The 23,965-nt window shown below is 41.0% G+C and carries 15 protein-coding genes, 4 tRNA genes and 3 rRNA genes; 1 reads left to right on the top strand and 21 read right to left on the bottom strand.

Annotated features, from left to right (window positions below):
* Position 1 precedes the first annotated feature (1 nt).
* Together nadE and R4146_RS03280 are read right to left on the bottom strand one after the other, a co-directional pair.
* Positions 2-829, bottom strand: coding sequence for an NAD(+) synthase (gene nadE, locus R4146_RS03285; RefSeq protein ID WP_339960647.1), 828 nt, complete (start codon positions 827-829; stop codon positions 2-4).
* 24 nt (positions 830-853) lie between these two features.
* Positions 854-2,317 (bottom strand): nicotinate phosphoribosyltransferase, encoded by a 1,464-nt coding sequence (locus tag R4146_RS03280; RefSeq protein ID WP_339960012.1) that lies wholly within the window; start codon positions 2,315-2,317, stop codon positions 854-856.
* A 79-nt stretch (positions 2,318-2,396) separates the two neighbouring features.
* Here R4146_RS03280 and R4146_RS03275 point away from each other — a divergent pair, with 79 nt between their 5' ends.
* Positions 2,397-3,134: a WecB/TagA/CpsF family glycosyltransferase gene (locus R4146_RS03275; RefSeq protein ID WP_339960011.1), complete on the top strand. Its 738-nt coding sequence runs from the start codon at positions 2,397-2,399 to the stop codon at positions 3,132-3,134.
* A 19-nt stretch (positions 3,135-3,153) separates the two neighbouring features.
* Here the strand turns inward: R4146_RS03275 and R4146_RS03270 are convergent, their stop codons facing one another.
* The 19 genes from R4146_RS03270 to mfd form a co-directional block, all read right to left on the bottom strand.
* Complete coding sequence (locus R4146_RS03270) at positions 3,154-3,855, bottom strand: GntR family transcriptional regulator (RefSeq protein WP_339960010.1); 702 nt, start codon at positions 3,853-3,855, stop codon at positions 3,154-3,156.
* A gap of 119 nt (positions 3,856-3,974) precedes the next feature.
* A tRNA-Gln gene (locus R4146_RS03265) sits at positions 3,975-4,046 on the bottom strand.
* A 6-nt stretch (positions 4,047-4,052) separates the two neighbouring features.
* Positions 4,053-4,135 (bottom strand) — tRNA-Tyr (locus tag R4146_RS03260).
* A 109-nt stretch (positions 4,136-4,244) separates the two neighbouring features.
* A tRNA-Thr gene (locus tag R4146_RS03255) sits at positions 4,245-4,317 on the bottom strand.
* A gap of 54 nt (positions 4,318-4,371) precedes the next feature.
* Positions 4,372-4,444 (bottom strand) — tRNA-Asn (locus tag R4146_RS03250).
* A 7-nt stretch (positions 4,445-4,451) separates the two neighbouring features.
* Positions 4,452-4,568, bottom strand: a 5S ribosomal RNA gene (gene rrf, locus R4146_RS03245).
* A 71-nt stretch (positions 4,569-4,639) separates the two neighbouring features.
* A 23S ribosomal RNA gene (locus tag R4146_RS03240) occupies positions 4,640-7,554 on the bottom strand.
* A gap of 215 nt (positions 7,555-7,769) precedes the next feature.
* Positions 7,770-9,345: ribosomal RNA gene (locus tag R4146_RS03235) — 16S ribosomal RNA — on the bottom strand.
* Together the 16S, 23S and 5S rRNA genes with 4 tRNA genes alongside form the textbook arrangement of a ribosomal RNA operon.
* A 375-nt stretch (positions 9,346-9,720) precedes the next feature.
* On the bottom strand, positions 9,721-11,214 hold the full coding sequence (lysS, locus tag R4146_RS03230; protein ID WP_339960646.1) for a lysine--tRNA ligase: 1,494 nt from the start codon (positions 11,212-11,214) through the stop codon (positions 9,721-9,723).
* A 122-nt stretch (positions 11,215-11,336) separates the two neighbouring features.
* A complete protein-coding gene (dusB, locus tag R4146_RS03225) occupies positions 11,337-12,341 on the bottom strand; it encodes a tRNA dihydrouridine synthase DusB (RefSeq protein ID WP_339960009.1) in 1,005 nt (334 codons plus the stop codon).
* A gap of 4 nt (positions 12,342-12,345) precedes the next feature.
* Positions 12,346-13,296 (bottom strand): Hsp33 family molecular chaperone HslO, encoded by a 951-nt coding sequence (hslO, locus tag R4146_RS03220; protein ID WP_339960008.1) that lies wholly within the window; start codon positions 13,294-13,296, stop codon positions 12,346-12,348.
* Positions 13,297-13,393: 97 nt separating this feature from the next.
* Complete coding sequence (gene ftsH, locus R4146_RS03215) at positions 13,394-15,445, bottom strand: ATP-dependent zinc metalloprotease FtsH (protein ID WP_339960007.1); 2,052 nt, start codon at positions 15,443-15,445, stop codon at positions 13,394-13,396.
* Positions 15,446-15,550: 105 nt separating this feature from the next.
* Positions 15,551-16,093 (bottom strand): hypoxanthine phosphoribosyltransferase, encoded by a 543-nt coding sequence (gene hpt / locus R4146_RS03210; protein WP_339960006.1) that lies wholly within the window; start codon positions 16,091-16,093, stop codon positions 15,551-15,553.
* Entirely contained in the window at positions 16,090-17,463 is a 1,374-nt protein-coding gene (tilS, locus tag R4146_RS03205; protein WP_339960005.1) for a tRNA lysidine(34) synthetase TilS, read from the bottom strand. Before tilS ends, hpt begins: the two co-directional genes overlap by 4 nt.
* Positions 17,464-17,528: 65 nt before the next feature.
* Positions 17,529-18,029 (bottom strand): S1 domain-containing RNA-binding protein, encoded by a 501-nt coding sequence (locus tag R4146_RS03200; RefSeq protein ID WP_339960004.1) that lies wholly within the window; start codon positions 18,027-18,029, stop codon positions 17,529-17,531.
* 75 nt (positions 18,030-18,104) lie between these two features.
* Positions 18,105-18,488, bottom strand: a complete 384-nt coding sequence (locus tag R4146_RS03195; protein ID WP_339960003.1) for an FtsB family cell division protein — start codon at positions 18,486-18,488, stop codon at positions 18,105-18,107.
* A gap of 85 nt (positions 18,489-18,573) precedes the next feature.
* Positions 18,574-18,852, bottom strand: a complete 279-nt coding sequence (locus R4146_RS03190) for an RNA-binding S4 domain-containing protein (RefSeq protein WP_339960002.1) — start codon at positions 18,850-18,852, stop codon at positions 18,574-18,576.
* 20 nt (positions 18,853-18,872) lie between these two features.
* Positions 18,873-20,435: a putative polysaccharide biosynthesis protein gene (locus R4146_RS03185; protein WP_339960001.1), complete on the bottom strand. Its 1,563-nt coding sequence runs from the start codon at positions 20,433-20,435 to the stop codon at positions 18,873-18,875.
* Positions 20,425-23,949 carry a transcription-repair coupling factor gene (mfd, locus tag R4146_RS03180; protein WP_339960000.1) on the bottom strand — a complete coding sequence of 1,175 codons (3,525 nt, stop codon included), beginning with the start codon at positions 23,947-23,949 and terminating at the stop codon, positions 20,425-20,427. The genes R4146_RS03185 and mfd overlap by 11 nt, the downstream gene beginning before the upstream one ends.
* Positions 23,950-23,965 lie beyond the last annotated feature (16 nt).

Raw genomic sequence — 23,965 nt, 5'->3', positions numbered from 1 at the left:
TTTATTTCCAGAATGTGGAATAGATATTTACGGGTAATTCCCGTTTGTGTTCTGTCTTAATATACCAGTTTTCAATCGTTTCTGCAGCTTTTTGACTAACATCGCGACCTTCTAGATAATCATCGATATCATCGTAGCGAACACCTAATGCCGCTTCATCAGGCAATGCTGGCCGGTTATCTTCTAAATCAGCAGTAGGCACCTTTTCATAAAGATATTCAGGGGCGCCCAACTGTTTTAATAGCATTTTACCTTGTCGCTTATCCAACCGCCAAAGAGGTGTGATATCAGCTGCTCCATCCCCAAATTTAGTGTAGAATCCAGTCACTGCTTCGGCTGCATGATCGGTTCCAACAACAGCACCTGCAGATTGACCCGCAATTGCGTATTGAGCTACCATTCGTTCACGAGCCTTAATATTCCCCTTATTAAAGTCATCAATTTTAGGGCCTTCTTCTTCCACAGCTGCTACCGCGGCATCGGCCATTGGCTTAATATCAACTCGGATCGTTTGGTCAGCTTCCATAAATTTAATTGCTGCCATTGCATCCTTTTCATCAGCTTGTTTGCCATATGGTAAACGCACCGCAATAAATTGATAATCATCATTACCAGTTTCAGCTCGCATTTCACTAATTGCCATTTGAGAAAGTTTACCAGCTAATGTGGAATCTTGTCCTCCAGAAATACCTAGAACAAGGGTTTTTAAGAATGAATTTTTCTTTAAATATGCCTTTAAGAAATCAACACTATTTCTAATTTCAGCTTTTGGATCAATTTCTGGTTTTACCTTCAATGCTTCAATAATCTTTTTTTGTAAAGGTCGCATCATCCATCATCCTCCTGGATTAAATTAATAATTTAGTTTTTGCACATAGTCATGAACTTCTTTAATTAACTTATTTTTATTTTCCCAACACTTTTTAGATAAATCAACTGGATAGTCTTGTGGATTTAATTCCCGTTTGTATTCAGGCCAAAGGGAAGCTAATGATTTATTAGCGTGTTCTTGAATAGCCTTTAAATCAGGTAGTTCATAAACTTGTTGGCCATTTTCATAAATTGTCTTAAGCAGTGGGGTGGCCTCAAAATCAGTTAACGTCTTATTAATGTAAGTAAACTGAGGATGGAACATGTATAGGCTATCTTGTTTACGTGGATCTTCATCACTTAATGCGATGTAATCACCTTCAGACTTACCATCTGAACGCTTATTAATTCGCCAAACTTGTTTCTTACCAGGAGTCGATACCTTAGCCGCATTATTAGAAAGCTTAATTGTATCTCGCATAGTACCATCTGCATTTTCAACAGAAACCATTTTATAAACGGCCCCTAGTGCTGGTTGATCGAACGCTGTAATTAACTTCGTTCCAATGCCCCAAATGTCAATTTTAGCATCTTGCATCTTCAAACTAGTAATCGTATTTTCATCCAGGTCATTAGAAGCAATAATCTTAGTATCTTTAAATCCAGCTTCATCTAGCATCTCACGAACCCGCTTGGATAAGTAAGCCATATCTCCTGAATCAATTCGAACGCCCGCGAAGTTAATTTTATCGCCCATTTCCTTAGCAACCTTGATGGCATTTGGGACGCCACTCTTCAACGTATCGTAAGTATCAACTAAGAATACACAATCATGATGCGTTTCAGCATACGCTTTAAAAGCATCGTAATCATGTCTAAACGTTTCAACTAGTGAATGAGCATGCGTACCACTGATTGGAATTCCAAACGCTTGGCCCGCTAATACGTTTGAAGTGGAGTTAAACCCACCAATAAATGCAGCTCTAGTCCCCCACAAAGCAGCCGACGTTTCTTGAGCTCTTCTAGATCCAAATTCCATCAATAAGTCATCACCAACAGATTGTCTAATCCGGGAAGCCTTAGTTGCAACTAGGGTTTGGTAATTAACAATGTTTAGAATTGCCGTTTCAACTAATTGACATTCAGCTAAGCTACCTTCGACTTGCATAATGGGTTCATTATTAAATACTAAGTCCCCCTCTTGTGCAGAGCGAATAGTTCCTTTAAACTTGAAGTTTCTTAAAAAGTCTAAGAATTCAGGAGTATATTCACCATTTGCTGCTAGGTACTTAATGTCATCATCTGTAAAGTGAAGATTATTAATATAATCAATCACGTGTTCGAGACCTGCAAAGACGGCATACCCATTTTTAAATGGCATTTTCCGAAAGAAAACTTCAAAAACCGCGCGCCGATTATGCATTTTTTTAGAAAAGTAAGTTTGCATCATATTGATTTCATAATCATCAGTATGAAGCGTTAAATTTGTATAGTCCTTAAGTGACATTTTTACACCTCGAAAATAATGTTTGATAAACCGCTTTTATCAACTATAATTAACATTATACATTGAAAGGATGGTTTTATTGACCGATAAGCTAAAAAGAACCGCAATTTTAAATATTTCATATATTAATACTAACTTTAACCATTTTTTGAATATTATTCAAGAAAGAACCAACGACCGTTCCAACACTTTTATCGTAACCGTCAACCCAGAAATTGCTTATTACGCTCATGAACACCCTGAATACCAAAAAATCATATCAGGAGCAGATTTTATTACGCCTGACGGAATTGGCATTATCAAAGCCTCTGAAATGCTTAATACGCCCATTCAAGAGCGCATTACTGGATTTGATATCTTTAAGGCAATGCTTGATTGGGGCAATCAAAATCATAAATCAGCATACTTTGTTGGCGCTAAACCAAACGTAATTGAAGACTTAAAAGCGGTGTTAGCAAGTGATTATCCGAATTTAAAAATCAGCGGAATGCATGATGGCTATTTTGATGATGAACAATCAATTGCTGATGAAATTAAGCAAACTCAACCAGATATGGTCTTTGCAGCGCTTGGTTCGCCTAAACAAGAAGCATTTATTGCCAAATATCGCCATTTAAATAATGGATTGTGGATTGGATTAGGTGGCAGTTTTGATGTTTTATCAGGTAATACTAAACGAGCCCCAAAGTTTTGGATTAATCACCATTTGGAGTGGTTATACCGCTTAATTAGTGAACCTAGTCGATTACCACGGTTAATGGTGATTCCTAAATACTTAAAATTAATTCGCAAAGCTAAAAAATCACGACTTGGATAATTTTCCAAATCGTGATTTTTTATTTTTCTAAGTAAAACTCAAATCGTTTCCCAACATATTGAGTTCGAACATATTCAAAAGGTTTCCCATTTTGCAGGTAGGTGATTTGGCGTAATTGTAAAATTGAGTCACCCTTCTTAATATCTAAATAATTAGCAATTCTTTCCGATGCTAGCATCGCAGAAACCGTTTGATGGGCCTTTCTAGGCACCAGGTCTTTCTTTTCCTCTAAGGCGCGATATAAAGAGCTGGTGACGTCTGATTTGCTTAAGCCATCAACAATATCTTCTGGGACCGTTGCAATCTCAAAGCAAATTGGAACACCATCACCATACCGAATTCTTTCCATTCGTAAAACGCGATCACTGGATGTTAATTTTAACTTCTCCATTTCACTTAATGATGGATCCATTAAGTGATATGAAATGGTCTTACTAGAAGGTTGCTTGCCTTGAGCAACCATAATATCAGTGAAACTCGTTACTCCGGACATTTTTTCTTGAACTTTAGAATTAGCAACAAACGTTCCAGAACCAACGTGCTGCTCTAAAATGCCCTCATCCACTAGCGTTTGAACTGCTTGTCGTAATGTCATTCGACTGACATCAAAGTGAGCAGCTAGCTCCCGTTCTGAAGGAATTCGGTCACCAATCTTCCATTCGTGATCTTCAATTTTACGTTTAATTACATTATGAATTTGGATATAAATAGGTGAGCTCAAATTAACAATCTCCTCTATACAGCAACTTACTATCATTATAGTCATTTTATGTATCAGATATCAATCAATATATTGGCACTAAAAAAGCTGATTAACTAAATTGTTAATCAGCTTTGAGATTGGGCTAGCTGGGTTCGAACCAGCGCATCACGGGATCAAAACCCGTTGCCTTACCACTTGGCTATAGCCCAATAATATGGAGGGGAGTGGATTCGAACCACCGAACCCGAAGGAGCGGATTTACAGTCCGCCGCGTTTAGCCAGACTTCGCTACCCCTCCGTAATGAGAAGTATCGTATCAAACGACAATTAATATAATACCTAAATATAACCAGATAGTCAATAGTAAATTTCAATTTTTTTTGAAATAATTGCTAACGGCTATATTATGCCGGCTGCAGGACTTGAACCTGTGACCCTCGGTTTACGATACCGATGCTCTACCAGCTGAGCTAAGCCGGCAGGATTATAATAGAAAGGTGCTAACAAAAAGGTTAGCACCATATCTAATTATAACTCCGGCAGGCGGGCTCGAACCGTCGACAACCTGATTAACAGTCAGGTGCTCTACCAACTGAGCTATGCCGGAATAATCTGCGTGGCAACGTCCTATCCTCGCAGGGGGCGATCCCCCAACTACTTTTGGCGTACAGAAGCTTAACTGCTGTGTTCGACATGGGAACAGGTGTATCCTTCTGGCAATCATCACCACACTATTTAACTGTGAGAACTTCGTTCTCTCAAAACTAGATAATATTTTATTCTTCCGTGAGAACTACCTTACTTGGTTAAGTCCTCGACCGATTAGTATTGGTCCGCTCCATGCATCACTGCACTTCCACTTCCAACCTATTTACCTGATCATCTCTCAGGGGTCTTACTTCCATAAAGGAATGGGAAATCTCATCTCGAGGTGGGTTTCACACTTAGATGCTTTCAGCGTTTATCTCATCCATACATAGCTACCCAGCGATGCGCCTGGCGGCACAACTGGTACACCAGCGGTATGTCCACTCCGGTCCTCTCGTACTAAGAGCAGCTCCTCTCAAATTTCCTACGCCCGCGACGGATAGGGACCGAACTGTCTCACGACGTTCTGAACCCAGCTCGCGTACCGCTTTAATGGGCGAACAGCCCAACCCTTGGGACCAACTACAGCCCCAGGATGCGATGAGCCGACATCGAGGTGCCAAACCTCCCCGTCGATGTGAACTCTTGGGGGAGATAAGCCTGTTATCCCCAGGGTAGCTTTTATCCGTTGAGCGATGGCCCTTCCATACGGTACCACCGGATCACTAAGCCCGACTTTCGTCCCTGCTCGACCTGTATGTCTCGCAGTCAAGCTCCCTTCTGCCTTTACACTCGTCGAATGATTTCCAACCATTCTGAGGGAACCTTTGGGCGCCTCCGTTACTGTTTAGGAGGCGACCGCCCCAGTCAAACTGCCAACCAGACACTGTCTCCCACCACGATGAGTGGTGCGGGTTAGAGTGTTCATACAGCGAGGGTAGTATCCCACCAATGCCTCCATCGAAACTAGCGTTCCGACTTCTATGGCTCCTACCTATCCTGTACAAGCTATACAAACACCCAATATCAAGTTACAGTAAAGCTCCATGGGGTCTTTCCGTCCTGTCGCGGGTAACCTGCTTCTTCACAGGTATCTCAATTTCACCGAGTCTCTCGTTGAGACAGTGCTCAGATCGTTACGCCTTTCGTGCGGGTCGGAACTTACCCGACAAGGAATTTCGCTACCTTAGGACCGTTATAGTTACGGCCGCCGTTTACTGGGGCTTCGTTTCTGAGCTTCGCCGAAGCTAACTCATCCACTTAACCTTCCAGCACCGGGCAGGCGTCAGCCCCTATACTTCATCTTACGATTTTGCAGAAACCTGTGTTTTTGATAAACAGTCGCCTGAGCTTTTTCACTGCGGCTGCACATAGTGCAGCACCCCTTCTCCCGAAGTTACGGGGTCATTTTGCCGAGTTCCTTAACGAGAGTTCACTCGCTCACCTTAGGATACTCTCCTCGACTACCTGTGTCGGTTTGCGGTACGGGTAGTTAACTACTAACTAGAAACTTTTCTCGGTAGTGTGACGTCAACGACTTCCCTACTAAATTTCGGTCCTCATCACACCTTGTCAACTCGATATTAAGCATTTGACTCAATACCTGACTTAGTGCTTGAACATCCATATCCAACAGGATGCTAAGTTTAGCCTCCTACGTCCTTCCATCGTTCAAACATAGTTAACTAGTACAGGAATCTCAACCTGTTATCCATCGCCTACGCTTCTCAGCCTCGGCTTAGGTCCCGACTAACCCTGGGAGGACGAGCCTTCCCCAGGAAACCTTAGTCATTCGGTGGATCAGATTCTCACTGATCTTTCGCTACTCATACCGGCATTCTCACTTCTAAGCGCTCCACCAGTCCTTACGGTCTGACTTCATTGCCCTTAGAACGCTCTCCTATCACGTAACAAAGTTACGTCCACAATCTCGGTAATATGCTTAGCCCCGGTAAATTTTCGGCGCAGGATCACTCGACTAGTGAGCTATTACGCACTCTTTAAATGGTGGCTGCTTCTGAGCCAACATCCTAGTTGTCTATGCAACTCCACATCCTTTTCCACTCAGCATATATTTAGGGACCTTAATTGGTGGTCTGGGCTGTTCCCCTTTCGACGGTGGATCTTATCACTCATCGTCTGACTCCTGGATATAAATCAATGGCATTCGGAGTTTATCTGAATTCAGTAACCCAAGACGGGCCCCTCATCCAAACAGTGCTCTACCTCCATGATTCTCGACTCCAAGGCTAACCCTAAAGCTATTTCGAAGAGAACCAGCTATCTCCAAGTTCGTTTGGAATTTCACCGCTACCCACACCTCATCCCAGCACTTTTCAACGTACACGGGTTCGGCCCTCCGGTGTGTTTTACCACACTTTCAGCCTGGACATGGGTAAATCACCTGGTTTCGGGTCTATCACAACATACTAAAACGCCCTATTCAGACTCGCTTTCGCTACGGCTCCGATTTTTCGTCTTAACCTTGCATGTTATCATAACTCGCCGGTTCATTCTGCAAGAGGCACGCTATCACCCATTAACGGGCTCTAACTGCTTGTAGGCACATGGTTTCAGGAACTATTTCACTCCCCTTCCGGGGTGCTTTTCACCTTTCCCTCACGGTACTGGTTCACTATCGGTCACTAGGGAGTATTTAGCCTTGGGAGATGGTCCTCCCGGATTCCGGCAACGTTTCACGTGTATTGCCGTACTCAGGATCCTGAACTGAGGGGATTAGATTTCGTCTACAGGGCTATCACCTTGTGTCGCAGAACTTCCCAGATCTTTCGACTATCTAATCCTTTGGTAACTCAAATGTTCAGTCCTACAACCCCATCGAGTAAACTCAATGGTTTGGGCTGATCCCCGTTCGCTCGCCGCTACTGAGGGAATCGAATTTTCTTTCTCTTCCTGTGGGTACTTAGATGTTTCAGTTCCCCACGTCTGCCTCTTAATGAGTATGAATTCGTCATTAAGTAATAATCGATAAAGATTATTGGGTTTCCCCATTCGGAAATCTCCGGATCAAAGCTTACGTACAGCTCCCCGAAGCATATCGGCGTTAGTCCCGTCCTTCATCGGCTCCTAGTACCAAGGCATCCACCATGCGCCCTTAATAACTTAACCTATTACCACGAAGTGGTATTTGGTTAATTGAGTAAATACGAATAAACTATTTAAAAAACTCAAAATAACGCGGTGTTCTCGGTTGAAATTGTATTTAATACAATTCAATTTGGAAAAATTAAAATATTATCTAGTTTTCAAAGAACCAAGTTGAGAGTAGACCTCTCAAAACTAAACAAAACTATGACTGTATAAGGTTCCGAATTATTCCTTAGAAAGGAGGTGATCCAGCCGCAGGTTCTCCTACGGCTACCTTGTTACGACTTCACCCTAATCATCAGTCCTACCTTAGGCGGCTTGCTCCTCAAAAGAGGTTACTACACCGACTTTGGGTATTACTAACTCTCATGGTGTGACGGGCGGTGTGTACAAGACCCGGGAACGTATTCACCGTGGCATGCTGATCCACGATTACTAGTGATTCCAACTTCATGTAGGCGAGTTGCAGCCTACAATCCGAACTGAGAACGGCTTTAAGAGATTAGCTTAACCTCGCGGTTTTGCGACTCGTTGTACCGTCCATTGTAGCACGTGTGTAGCCCAGGCCATAAGGGGCATGATGATTTGACGTCGTCCCCACCTTCCTCCGGTTTGTCACCGGCAGTCTCACTAGAGTGCCCAACTTAATGCTGGCAACTAATAATAGGGGTTGCGCTCGTTGCGGGACTTAACCCAACATCTCACGACACGAGCTGACGACAACCATGCACCACCTGTCATCCTGTCCCCGAAGGGAACGGCTAATCTCTTAGCTTTGCAGGAGATGTCAAGGCCTGGTAAGGTTCTTCGCGTAGCATCGAATTAAACCACATGCTCCACCACTTGTGCGGGTCCCCGTCAATTCCTTTGAGTTTCAACCTTGCGGTCGTACTCCCCAGGCGGAATGCTTAATGCGTTAGCTGCGGCACTAAAGGGCGGAAACCCTCTAACACCTAGCATTCATCGTTTACGGCATGGACTACCAGGGTATCTAATCCTGTTTGCTACCCATGCTTTCGAGCCTCAGCGTCAGTTACAGACCAGACAGCCGCCTTCGCCACTGGTGTTCTTCCATATATCTACGCATTTCACCGCTACACATGGAGTTCCACTGTCCTCTTCTGCACTCAAGTTTCCCAGTTTCCGATGCACTTCTTCGGTTAAGCCGAAGGCTTTCACATCAGACTTAAGAAACCGCCTGCGCTCGCTTTACGCCCAATAAATCCGGACAACGTTTGCCACCTACGTATTACCGCGGCTGCTGGCACGTAGTTAGCCGTGACTTTCTGGTTAAATACCGTCACGATATGATCATTTCCTATCATACCCGTTCTTCTTTAACAACAGAGTTTTACGAGCCGAAACCCTTCTTCACTCACGCGGCGTTGCTCCATCAGACTTGCGTCCATTGTGGAAGATTCCCTACTGCTGCCTCCCGTAGGAGTATGGGCCGTGTCTCAGTCCCATTGTGGCCGATTACCCTCTCAGGTCGGCTACGTATCATTGCCTTGGTAGGCCATTACCCCACCAACAAGCTAATACGCCGCAGATCCATCCTAAAGTGATGCAAACGCATCTTTCAAACAAAAACCATGCGGTTTTTGTTGTTATGCGGTATTAGCACTTGTTTCCAAATGTTATCCCCCGCTTTAGGGCAAGTTATCTACGTGTTACTCACCAGTTCGCCACTCGTTTCGATGTTAAGTCAAGTTAATGCAAGCATCAACTATCATTAACGGAAACTCGTTCGACTTGCATGTATTAGGCACGCCGCCAACGTTCGTCCTGAGCCAGGATCAAACTCTCATCTTAAGATGAAAAGCTTAACTTAGCTCTTCTAATATTGTTACTTTTAAGCGAATTGACTTCGCATAAGATTTTGTCTTCATAATTAATTATGAAGTTCCTTACACATCTTTGTCATAATTTTGTTCAGTTTTCAAAGATCTACTTGAGTGTGTCGCTCGTAACGACAACTATTTAATAATATCAAATTAGCAATTCAATGTCAACAACTTTTTAAAATTAATTATTTAATTTGTTGCTCAAACATTTATTAACTGCTAATCAATTTATCAGCATTAACTACTATACAGCGACGTAAAATAAATGTCAACCAATATCCATAAAAAAATTCAATTTCATATAAAAAACCTTTCAACCAAATTGGTTGAAAGGTTTTTTATATTATTTTTCTGGTTGTGAATTATCTTCTGGACGCATTGTTGGGAATAAAATAACATCACGAATTGATTCTGCATCAGTTAATAACATTACTAACCGATCAATTCCAATTCCTAATCCACCAGTAGGAGGCATCCCATATGATAATGCTTCAATGAAATCTTCATCGATTCCTTGTGCTTCATCATTACCAGCATCTTTTTCAGCGGCTTGGGCTTCGAACCGTTCTCTTTGATCAATTGGATCATTTAATTCAGTAAATGCGTTTCCGTATTCAGTTCCTGCAATATATAATTCAAATCGATCAGTAAAACGAGGATCCTTAGCATTCTTCTTAGCTAATGGAGAAATTTCCACTGGATGACCATAGATAAAGGTAGGTTGTTTAATCGTATCTTCAACAAATTCTTCAAAGAATGCATTGATAATGTGTCCAACCTTCCAATAGGATTCATATTGAACATGATGTTCGTCAGCAATTTTACGAGCTTCTTCGACTGTCATTTCTTTCCAGAAATCAACGCCAGTAACTTCCTTAATTGCATCTACCATATGTTTACGTGCAAAAGGTTTACTAAAGTCAATTTCTTCCCCACGGTAGGTTACTTTTCCATCATCAGTAACCGCATTAGCAGCTGCCTTGAAGATTCCTTCGGTTTCATCCATTACATCTTTAAAGTCAAAGTAAGCAATGTATGATTCTAATTCAGTAAATTCAGGGTTATGGTTTGGATCCATCCCTTCATTTCTGAATACCCGACCAATTTCATATACTCGTTCCATTCCACCAACAATTAACCGTTTAAGTGGTAATTCCAAAGCAATTCTCAAATATAAATCAATATTCAATGCATTGTGATGGGTAATAAATGGACGTGCACTAGCACCACCAGCTTGGTTATGAAGCACTGGTGTTTCAACTTCTGTACAGTTCATCTCGTTATTAAGATAACTTCTAACTGCGGCAATAATCTTAGTCCGCTTTTGGAACCGTTCAAAACTTTCTGGATTGGAAATTAAATCAAGGTAACGTTGACGGTACTTTTGTTCCTTATTTTGAAGTCCATGGAACTTATCTGGAAGTGGGCGTAATGCCTTAGATAAGAACGTAACATGAGTAGCACGAATGGTTAATTCACCCATGTCAGTCTTAATAATGTCCCCTTCAATTCCTAGGTGATCACCAATATCAGAACGTTTAAAGATATGGTAGTTTTCTTCACCTACAACATCTTTTCGAACATAGATCTGAATCCGGCCAGTTCGGTCCATAATATCAGCGAACCCAACTTTTCCTTTTCCACGTTTAGCAACCATTCGACCAGCAATAATGGCCTTCTTGCCCAATTCATCAATGTCTTCTTTACTTAAGTCATTAAATTGAGCGTGGAGTTGCTTAGCTAAATAAGTTCTCTTGAAAGCATGACCAAAAGGATCGATTCCTTCTTGGCGTAACTCGTTCATCTTATCAAAACGAACGCGCATTTGATCATTCATTTCTTTTGCCACAATAAAACCTCCGTTTGTTTGATTAAAATCGGCAAACTAACACCATTTTAATTTTAGATATCAGCATTATTATATCATTTTTTAAAACTACGTGCGATTGCAGAACAGAATTAAGCCATTCTAGCCGCGCGTTTAGCTTGCTTTTCTACGAATTGATCAAAAATTGCATTCATTTCAGCTTCAGTATCAGCATTGTTCAATGCAGCTCTAGTCCGAGCAGAATGTGAAATTCCCTTTAGATAGTATGCAGCTTGGCCTCTAAATTCACGTGGGCCAACACTATCACCCTTTAGCTCTACCAATCGGTGTAGGTGATCCTTAGCAGTTTGAATTTTTTCTTCAACACTTGGTTCTGGTAATAATTCACCCGTGTCTAAATAATGAGTCGTTTGCTTTAGAATCCAAGGATTTCCTTCAACTGCACGCCCCATCATTACAGCATCGGCACCAACTTCTTCAAGCATTTGCTTAGCTTCTTGTGGCGTTCTAACGTCACCATTTCCCATAAATGGAATGGAGATGTGGTTAGCAACATCATGTAAAATATCCCAATTAGAATGACCTTGATACATTTGCGCTCTTGTCCGTCCGTGCATTGCTAAAGCGGAAATACCAGCTTCTTGTGCAGCTAGTGCATTTTCAACTGCATAGATATGGTCACTGTCCCAACCAGTCCGCATTTTGAGCGTAACGGGTTTATCAACTGCACTAGTAACTGCCTTCGCCATTTCATAGATTTTATCTGGGTCTAATAACCACTTAGAACCAGCATCAGTCTTAACCACTTTATTCACGGGACAACCCATATTAATATCAATAATATCAGCATCTGTTTGTTGATCAATGAATTCGGCAGCTTGGACTAATGTTTCCTTACTACCACCAAAAATTTGGATACTCATTGGGTGTTCTTCAGGGTTAACCCCAATCATCGTCATCGTTTTTTTATTCCGATACATTAATCCACGATCAGAAATCATTTCACAGACCACTAGTCCAGCCCCGAATTTCTTACAAATAATTCTAAAAGCTGAATTAGTTACCCCAGCCATTGGCGCAACTACAACGCGATTCGGAATTTCAATATTACCAATTTTCCAACTATCGTTCTTCATTTAATTACTCCTTATTATCCTGATCATGTTTATCTTTACCATGATTCTGTGCTTGTTCTAATTCATCCCGTTTTTCACTAACGGTTAGAATTGATTTCAATTCATCTTCGTTATAATTATAACGAGCCCCACAGAAATGGCAAACTAATTCTGCTTTATGGTCTTCATCGATAATTTTCTTGATTTCCTTTGGATCAATCTTCGAAAGTGCTTTAGCGAAGCCCTTCTTAGAACAAGTACAAGTAAACTTAACTGGAGTATCAGTTAAGTAATCTAGATTATCTTCACCAAAAATTAAGTTTAAGATATCCTTTGGCGTTTGTTCAGATAATAATAATTCTGAAACCATTGGCACTTCTTTTAACCGTTTTTCAAGCTTAGAAATGTCTTCATCAGTGGCATCTGGAAGGGTTTGAATCAAGTAACCTCCCGCTACTTTAATTGTATTATCTTCATTTACAAAGACAGATACACCCACAGCAGATGGAATTTGTTCTGATTGAGCAAGGTAGTAAGTAAAGTCATCACCAATTTCACCAGAAGCAAGGGGAACGTTACTAGTGTATGGTTCATCGCCACCCATGCTCTTCATTACTTGCATGAATCCATTTACCCCAACGGCTTTACCAACATCAATCTTATGGTGGTCATTTAATGGTAAATGAACGTGTGGCTTTTGAATATATCCCTTAACATTTCCATTAGCATCAGCATCAACAATCATGGCACCGATTGGACCACCACCATTAATTTTAACCGTCATGGTTTCCTTACCCTTTAATACGGAAGCAGATAGCAATAGACTGCCGACTAATGTACGACCAAGGGCCGCAGAAGAAGCACTCCAAGTATCTTGACGTTGTTGGGCTTCAGCAACTACACCAGTTGCGTCAATTGCATATGCTCTAAATTTACCATCTTTGGTAATACTTTTAACTAAATGATCTTTTTGCATAATATTAAATCGTCCTCTCTTTAATTTAAGTTATAAATAATTATATATATAAAAAACGTGAGTGCAAATGCATCGCTCACGTTTTTTAAGTCAATATTTAATCTTTGTCATCATAATCATTGTCATGACGCTTAGCTTCATCTTCCTTAACTTGTTGATCAGCTTCGGATTCGAATTTAGCATCGCGTTCTTTTTCTTGCTTTGCTAATTCTTCCTTAGTTTCTTCAAAGGAAGCCGCTTCGCTAGGATATTCATTATCTTCGCTTGGCATCTTACCAGTGTGGTATAAGCTAAGAATTTGCTTTTCATCAAGGGTTTCATACTTAAGCAATGCTTCAGCAATCACCTTGTGTTGTTCACGGTGAGCTTCAATAATCTTACGTGCAGTTTCATGCCCTTCGTTAGTGATCCGACGAACTTCTGAATCAATTAATGCAGCTGTTTCGTCAGAGTAACGTGGTTGCGCATAAGCTTCTTGATTTGGATTTTCTAATTGAACGGTCCCTAACTTTTCACTCATTCCATATTGAGTAACCATTGCCCGAGCAATGTTAGTAGCTTGTTCAAAATCATTTGAAGCACCAGATGATTGAGAATTGAAGATAATTTCTTCAGCAGTTCGACCACCCATTAATCCAGCAATTTGTTCCATTGCATTTTTCTTAGATAGTAATTGTTGGTCTTCCTTTGGTAGCATAATTGCGTAACCGCCAGCGCGACCACGTGGCACGATGGTAACCTTATGGACAACCCGTGCATCGTTTAAGACCAATCCAACAATGGTATGACCAGCTTCGTGATAAGCAACAGTTTCTTGTTCGCGCTTATTAACTACTCGGTCAGCCTTCGCTGGTCCGGCAATTACCCGGTCTTCAGCTTCATCTAATTCGGCAGGACCAATCTTCTTCTTATCACGCCGGGCAGCAAGTAATGCCGCTTCGTTTAATAAGTTAGCCAAATCTGCCCCTACGAATCCAGGGGTTTGTTTAGCAATTTCATGTAAATCAATGTTATCAGCAAGTGGCTTGCCCTTGGCGTGAACCTTAAGGATGGCTTCACGACCCTTAACATCAGGGCGACCAACTAAGACTTTCCGGTCAAAACGACCTGGCCGAGTCAATGCTGGATCCAATACATCAGCCCGGTTGGTAGCAGCAATCACGATTACCCCATCATTGCCACTAAATCCATCCATTTCAACTAACAATTGGTTAAGGGTTTGTTCACGTTCATCATGACCCCCACCAGTACCAGCACCACGCTTACGTCCAACGGCATCAATTTCATCAATAAAGATGATTGCTGGAGCTGATTTCTTAGCTTGATCGAACAAATCACGAACCCGACTAGCTCCAACTCCGACGAACATTTCAACGAAATCAGAACCAGAAATGGAGTAGAATGGTACGTCAGCTTCACCAGCAACGGCTTTAGCTAATAACGTTTTCCCAGTTCCGGGAGGTCCTTCTAATAGCACCCCATGTGGAATCGTAGCGCCCAATGAAGAATACTTCTTTGGATTCTTCAAGAACTCAACCACTTCTACTAATTCTTGTTTTTCTTCTTCTTCACCGGCAACGTCAGAGAAACGAACTTTGTTTTCCTTACTATCAGTTGGTTTAGCTTTGCTCTTGCTAAACTTCATGATTCCGTTACCGCCACCACGACCAGCTTGATTCATCATCATGTAAAAGAAAAATACCAGCATAATCATTGGTAAGATGTAAACAATTAAGTTAAGCCACAAACTATTTGATTCAGCTGGTTTAACATTCATCTTAGTATTGGATTGATTAGCTGCTTTATTAACTTCTGAAACAGATGCATTATTCTTTAAAATCGTAGTTGAGAAGTTAGTAACTTTGGACTTCTTAGCAGCCCCCAGAGTGAATGTATTTTGACTTGAATCACTACTTGATTGAGCGGTTCTATATTCACCACTAATCTTATATACTCCACCAGAAGGTTGAACTGAGAAGTTTTTAACTTTTTCCGATTTTAATGAACTAATGAATTGACTCGATTGAATTTGTTGCGTTTGTCCCGTATTTCCATTTCCACTTACGAAGTAGAGCACTCCGATAAATAACATGGCAATCACAACATAGAACAGACTACTTCGAAAGAGTCCATTTTTATTGTTTTTCATTAAGTGCCTCCTAACAAACTGATTACGATTAATTGGAATGTGTAAATTAAAAGTAAACTTATTTTACAAAAAATAATAATACCATGATTTTAACCATTCAACCAATTATTTGCTTTGGTATACATCTGGTTTTAAAACCCCGATATAAGGTAGGTTCCGGTATTTTTCTTGGTAGTCTAAACCATAGCCCACCAAAAATTCATTTGGAACGTCAATTCCAACATAATCAACAGGTAATTCAACCACCCGAGCCTCTGGTTTATCAACTAATGTACACATTTTAATCGATTTAGCACCACGATCTTTTAATAGATCTTGTAAGTATTTTAATGTCCGACCAGTTTCAATGATGTCTTCAACGATAATTACATCGCGTCCAGCAACGTCACTATCTAAGTCTTTAATTAAGTTGACTTTTCCAGAAGACTGAGTGCCTCCATTATAACTAGACACATCAATAAAATCGATTGATAAGTATAGGTCCATATAACGAACTACATCAGTCATAAAGAAAATGGCACCCTTTAGCACCCCGACTACTAATGGGGTCTTGCCTTGATAATCTTTGGTAATTTCTTCACCTAGTCGTTTACAAACCTTTTGGATGTGCTTTTGATCACAAACCACTTTTAATATGTCGTTATTCATGGAATTCTCCTCTCAATTTCAGTCCGAATCATTAATCGATATGGTTGGGATTCCCTACCATCAGGATTTAAAAACGCATTTTTATAGCCCAAAAGTGATAAAACCTGCTTTTGAGCATTAACCAATACCATGGCTGTTTTGCGGTCTGCATTAGGGACCTTTTGATCAATTAATATCCGTGATATTTTCTGATGTCCACCAGATTGCAAAGTTAGTTTATCACCATAACGCCATGGTCGAATTATCAGCGGTAAGTCTGTCCTAGAGAGACTGAGTGTCACCACCTGATCACCCTGCTTTTTAACTGCTGAATTAGTATTAAATACCCCTACCAATTGTCGACTATTAATTCGGTACCAATGGTTTAATCTTACCATAATTTGCTTATTTTTGATTATATTTTTATCAACATTTTTAAGATTCTTTAGTTTAAACTGGCCATAGGTTTTAACGAGCTGCACGTGTTGGTTGACCATAATTTCACGTTGCGGCTTCTCATCATTCGCTAACACGGATTGAATCATTTGAACCTGTTTAATGTTCAACGGTACTAAAGTAGGATTAATCAATTGAATTAATTCTGATTGAACCGAATCAGGATATGTTAAAAAACGGTTTAAATCATACCCAGTATCTGTACGAATTGTCGTTAGCGCCGTTTGAACCCAATAGCGGTTAGCGGTAAATAGTTGATTTAATTGGTCCGCATACCCAGCAACCGCTTGGTTAATTCGTGGATTTTCTTTTTGTAAACATGGTAATAAGTGATGCCGCACCCGATTGCGTAAAACATCATCATCTTGATTCGTTTGATCTTCGAACCATTTCACATGGTGATGGGTCGCATATTGAATCAAATGACGTTTAGGGACGGTTAATAACGGCCGAATTAGTGTCCCGTTTCCAAACGTTCGTTGTTGAGCAATGCCAGTTAACTGTGCTAAATCACCGCCACGAATTAATTTCATCAATACCGTTTCAACTTGATCGTTTTGATGATGGGCCGTTAGTAATACCTGAGCGTGAAATTGATCCATGATGCGCTTAAAAAATTGATAGCGAAATTGACGCGCCGCATCTTCAATCCCAGTTAACGGATGGGCCTCGATTGGCCAAGTAGCAACCACTAATTTTAAATTATGTTCAGTGCAATAAGTTCTTAAATATTGTTCTTCCTTATCACTTGCTGGCCGCAGCTTATGGTTAACGTGAGCAACAATAATCTGTGGCATTTGATAACGAAGTTGCTCTAATAACGATAATAAAGCCATCGAGTCCACTCCGGTCGAAACGGCCACGACGACTGGCTGGCCAGCTGACCACCAATGATGATTCTTTACCTGACTTGCAAATTGCTTTAATAACCCCATTTTTTCACTCCCAAGTAAAAAAGACCAGGACCAATGGCCCTAGTCTTTATGTTTTAAACTAGTGGTTAACTGCGTCGGCCACCACGGCCACCACGTTTACCTTCAGTATTCTTTTTAATCGTTGCTAGACGACTATCGCTTTGTTTGAGGAACTTGGACATCATATCGTCGAAGTTTTCACTCTTTGTGTTTTTATGGTTGTTATTTTCCGAACGTCGATTATTGTTGTTAAAATGACCCTTACCGTGAAAATCACGGTGTTCATTTCGTTCATGGTGTTGATGTTCACCATGATTACTGTGTCCTTGTTTTTCGTTAGTATGACTGTGACTATCGTTTGCTTGCTTCATCGAAAGAGCAATTTTTCCGTCATCGCCAACTTTTAGCACTTTGACATTTACCTGGTCGCCAACCTTAAGTACATCGTGGATATCCTTTACGAATCCATCTGATACTTCACTAATGTGCACTAAACCAGTCTTATGATCACCTAAATCTACGAAAGCCCCAAAATTAGTAATTCCAGAAACTTTACCGGGAACTTTTGCTCCTACTTCAATTGCCATAAAAAAGTGTTTCCTCCTAAAATATTAAGTGCTTTTAGTATACACCAAAAGCCCTAATATTACATATGAAAATCTTTAATTTTGTGTAACATCCTTAGCAACATCATTGGGTAAACTATAAACGGTTTCGCCAGCCTTAGTATAGTAATATTTATCCCGAATGAGTTGTTGCACATATTCTGAATTATTTAACTGTTTAACATTTAATTTCAAATTTTGATTAGTAGCCTTAGCATCTGCTAACTTTTGCTTACTCGTTTTAATTTGACTTTCCACATCAGCCGTTTGCCGATGTACCTTATGAATGGTGAACATAAATGGCACCGCAATTAATAGAAAGATCACGGTTACGAAACTAATCCGCCGCGCCTTTGGTTTTTGCATAAATTCCCAACGACTTTTACGAAAATGACGCTTCGTGTATGCGTTATTTAATCGCTTCACATTGCTATTTTTCATAAAATAATTCCCCCAAAAATTATTCAATTGATTTTAGTATAGCAATGAATGGCGGCGTTGTCTATTCTACTAAGAATGAAAGCGGTTAAAACTGTTCATTTTTATAATCATGTTCATAATCTTCACTTAAAACTTTATACATTTTTTCAGCTTCAGCCTTTTTCGTCGTCTCAGTTAATTGAACGACTTCGACCGTTAGCGTCTTGTTACCAAACTTAATGGTCAGTTCATCCCGGGGGCTAACGTTTGTGGATGACTTAGCCACCCGTCCGTTAATTAAAATTCGCCCTTGGTCTGAAATACTCTTAGCTACCGTTCTACGTTTAATAATTCTCGAAATCTTTAAAAATTTATCTAATCTCATTTAGCTTCCTCTTTTCTTAACTACTTAATCCAATGGTTAATAATGGGTAAACTAGCTAGTTCATCATGGTCAAACAATCGTAGATACAAAATACCTATAATTGCTACACTGGCACCGACGAATCCATACCCCATCACTGCAATAAACGTAAAGACACGACTATGAAATGGTAAGGCCAACTTCATTAAACCAGTCTGAAGGCCCAACACTACAATCACCATTCCAATAGTCACAATGCTTAACTTCACTAAGAAGCGCATGGAATAAATTTGAATCGGCAGTTGTTTTTTAATGCCCACCCAATTCAATAATAATCCACACAGCACTGCCAGTACGGTTGAAATGCTACCACCTAAAATCCCAATACGAGCCACTAAGGGTTCCGTAATCAATGCTTTGATTACGATACTAATCAAAACGGCGTAAAAACCAATTTTAAAGTGGCCCAAACTTTGTAGAATGCCGTTATAAATGGTAATTAACGTCACAATGATAATACTTAAACAATACACCGCAATCGTCAGGCTACCATCAGCATTCCCAAATAACACTCGATTAATGGCTGGCATCAAAATCACTAATCCCACGGTAACTAATAACGTCACCGCTAACGTAGTCTTCATCATTAACTGTGCAGTTTTTTGAAACGCCAGTCGTTCATGATCATGAACCGACTTCGACAGTGATGGCATGGCAGCCGATGCAAATGAGGTTCCAATCACTAAGCCCAACTGAACTAGTGGTTGAGCCCGATCATAAGTTCCCTTGATGCTTTGTGAAGCAATTTGATCTAGTCCAGACGCCAGTAAGCCATTGCGAACGGTAAACGAGTCCACTAATTGCATCATAATCATCAATGCAGATAGCAAACAAATCGTTCCCCCCTCGGTAATGATCTTACGAGTCAATGCCCATTTATCAATGGTGGGTTTAGCCCCCCGTTGACTTAAGAGTGGCCAAATAAACATCAAGAGGACTGCACTAGAAAACAACGCACTAATTGGTGATGAAAGCATTGCATCACGGCCCATTAAATACAGGTTCCAATGATGCCGATGGGCCAAAACGGCCACCAAGATAATGATTAACACCCGCACGACTTGTTCAACGACTTGTGAAACCGCTGTTGGCAACATGTTTAAAGTACCTTGAAAAAAGCCGCGGGTGGTAGATAGAAATGGCATTAATAAGAACATCCAACTCACTGCCCGAATCACCATGGTTAAATTAATGTCCCCCATTTGCTGGGCTAAAAACGGCGCGCCTAACTGCAAACCAATGAAAATAATAAATGCCATTGCACTTAAGATGAGCGTCAAGCGTTTAAATAATCCGATGCGAGCTTTTACATTGGGTTGCTCTGCCACCATCTTGGAAATTAAGACTGGTAATCCAGACAACGCAAACGTCATCCCGATTCCATAGATTGGATACACCTGCTGGTAAATATAAAAACCGATGTTCCCAACTAAGTTCTGTAATGGGATTCGATAAATTGCACTTAACACCTTAGCAATTAACGACGAGATCGTTAATAAAGCCGCACCGCTCATTACAATTTTAATTTGTGCATCATTTTTCATCTTCAATCTCCAGTCGCCGTTGAGCAAGGGATTGAATTAACTTCATTAATTCATCCAACCACGTTTGTTCCTTCATGCTAGGTTGAATAATCAATTTGATCTGCATCCGGTCATTGACCATTTCAACCGTTGATCTGAACTTAGTTTCCGCAATCGCCCGTAAAATATCCTTAGAATCAAATTGTTCCGTTCCAATCTTCGACATGGTAATCGTAATTGTGTTGGCGTTATTAGAAACCTTATGAATCAAGGCGCGGTCGGCTAACATCTTCATTCGACCGATCAATAATAAGTTCGCCACTGCAATTGGGTAATCACCGAACCGGTCAATTAAATCACCTTGAATTTCGGTATATTGATCTTCATTTTCTAGTTGGCGAATTCGTTTGTACAGTTCAATTTTTTGTTGATGATCATCAATATATTCATTTGGTAGGTATGCTTCAACATCCAGTTCAATTGTAGAGTCAACCTTTGTTTCAGGACGTGTGCCCCGTTTTTTAGCGACTGCGTCTGATAACATTTCGGTATAGAGATCATAGCCGACTGAATCAACGAACCCGTGTTGTTGCTTCCCTAGTAAGTTACCGGCTCCACGTAGTGATAGATCACGCATTGCAATCTTAAATCCAGAGCCTAATGCCGTGAAATCCCGAATGGCATCTAGCCGATTTTCACTAACTTCCGTTAATACCTTGTTTGGTTTATACATGAAGTAAGCATATGCAATTCGATTGCTCCGGCCAATTCGACCCCGTAGCTGGTATAGTTGTGACAATCCCATATGATCAGAATTTTCAACGAACAACGTGTTCGCATTGGGAATATCGACCCCGGTTTCAATAATCGTAGTCGTTACTAAGACATCGTATTCACCATTGATAAAGTCATATAGCACGCTTTCCAATTGGTTCTCGCTCATCTTACCGTGAATATAACCGATCCGGGCGTCAGGAACTAATTGTTCTAACATCCCCACAACCTTTTCAATGTCTTCCACCCGATTATGCAGGTAAAAGACTTGTCCACCACGGTCCATCTCACGATGAATACCATCCTTGATCGTCCCAGCATTTTCTTCCAACACATAGGTTTGAATGGGATACCGATTAGTAGGTGGGGTCTCAATTACGGACAAATCACGCACGCCCATCATTGACATGTTCAGTGTCCGTGGGATGGGAGTAGCAGTAAGGGTTAACACGTCGACTGATGCCTTTAGGCTTTTGATGCGTTCCTTATGTTTAACTCCAAATCGTTGCTCTTCATCTACGATCAATAATCCAAGGTCTTTAAAATGAATATCCTTCGACAACATGCGATGGGTCCCCACCACAATATCAACGTCCCCGTTCTCTAATCCAGCAACTGTTTCCTTGATTTGCTTAGGGGTTCTAAACCGCGATAAGACAGCGGCTTCGACTGGGAATCCGTTAAACCGCTTTAAGATCGTTTCATAGTGTTGGTGAGCTAGCACGGTCGTTGGCACTAAAAAGGCCACTTGTTTGCCGGCTTCAATGGCTTTAAAGGCAGCTCGTAGCGCTACTTCCGTTTTTCCATAACCAACATCTCCCACCAATAGCCGTTCCATCGGATGGGGTTTTTCCATATCAGCCTTAATTTCGTTGATACTCTTAATTTGATCAGGTGTCTCTGGATATGGAAACGCATCATCAAATTGTTCTTGATACACATCATCAGGTGGGAACGCAAAGCCAGTTTCACTAGAGCGTTTAGCATATAGGTCAATTAAATCATCAGCAATGTCTTCAATCTTGCTAGCGACCTTACTCTTAGTCTTAGCCCATTCCGTGCCCCCTAATTTGTTGATCCGCGGTTTGCGATCCTCAGACGAAACGTACTTTTGAATTAAATTCAACTGGGTTACCGGAATAAAGATCTGCGCATTATCTCGATAGGTAATGGTCATGTAGTCTTGGTGCTTACCATCAACTTCCATGGTCTTCATACCTTCATAGCGACCAATCCCGTGGTTAACATGGACCACGTAATCACCGGGTTTTAAATCAACATAGCTCTTAATTCGTTCGGCATTACTAAACGTTTGTCGTTTTGCCCGCCGCTTAGTAACGTGATTAAACATTTCCGATTCGGTAATTAACGCAAGGTTAGCAAACGGTAATTCGAACCCGCTATTTAGCCGTTCCGAAATTAGTTGGACCTTATTTTCAATAATATGATCCCAATCAGTCTGCGTTGCCAGAATGCCAAAGTCATCCATTGTATCAGCTAACTTACTCATCCGCGTTTTATCCCGAACCATAATGACGACCGTTTCATTTTGCTTGAGCCACCGGTTCATCTCAGTTTTCAAAAGCGGAATTTGCCCGTAAAATTTCTGCATTGGCTGAACTGGAATATCGACTAACTTAGTTAGTTTCAATCCACTTAGCCCGCGTTGGAATCTAGCAAACATTAACTCTGCTTGCTTAGCTACTTTAAAGGTTGCTTTAAAGTCATGGCCAAACTGTTGGTCATTAAAAATTTCACCATTTAGTAGCTTATCAGCAGCCCATTGTTGTTCATCATCTAGTAGCTCTTGTTCGGCAGTTAACAAGCGATTGTAATCATCACATCCGATGACCCCATCCTTAGGAACGTAGTCGAAAATGGATGCTGGTTGTTCATATAAGTAATTGGCAAATAAAATTAATTGATTATCAATAATGCCCTTTTTAAATTCATCTAAAATGGGCTGGAGATAGTCATGCATCGCTTCAGCTACTTTTTGATCCTTCATTTGGGATGTCGAACGATTTAGCCGAGCTTGCAAGCGCTTTGGGCCTTCCGTTAACTGTGATTCAGTTAAGATGAAGTCAGTCGCAGGTAAGATGCGAAACTGATCCATGTTTTCGACACTGCTTTGTGTCGACACATCAAAAAAGCGCAGTGAATCCACTTCGGTATCAAAAAAATCGATTCGAATCGGATACTCCGAATTCAACGGATAGATATCAACAATTGATCCCCGAATGGCAAATTCTCCCGGAGCAGCTACTAAGCGGACCTTATGGTAACCCAATCGGAATAACTTAGTTTGCAAATCATCTAATTCAATTTCAGCACCAACTTGCACTTGAAACTGATTTTGTGCAAAATCACTAGGCGTTGGCAATAGCCGCCGCACTCCAGACATTGAAGTGACCACGACCGCTGGTTGATCAGTCTGCAAAGCATGTAATGCCTGGACCCGTTGCGCCCGATACTGAGGCGAACTAGTTGCTGCTTCAGCGGCGATTAATTCTTCGGCCGGAAACTCAAACACCTGATCATCAGGTAACACGTTCGTTAAATCATCCGCCACTTGGGTCATATGGTGTAAGTTATCCACTACTAACAAAATGGGATGGTTAATTTGACGCATTAATAGCGCCATCAACAGTGTCTTAGCGGAGCCAGACATCCCCGTAATCAATTGTCTGGTCGCTGGCTTTAAATTGTCAGTAATTGTCTTAAATTGGGGCATCTTAGTTAAAAACTGACTTAATTTCATTAAAAGAGTCCTTTCA

This window comes from Nicoliella lavandulae (genome assembly GCF_037546185.1).
Classification (GTDB): Bacteria; Bacillota; Bacilli; order Lactobacillales; family Lactobacillaceae; genus Nicoliella; species Nicoliella lavandulae.
This window is presented reverse-complemented; position numbering and strand designations above follow the sequence as displayed.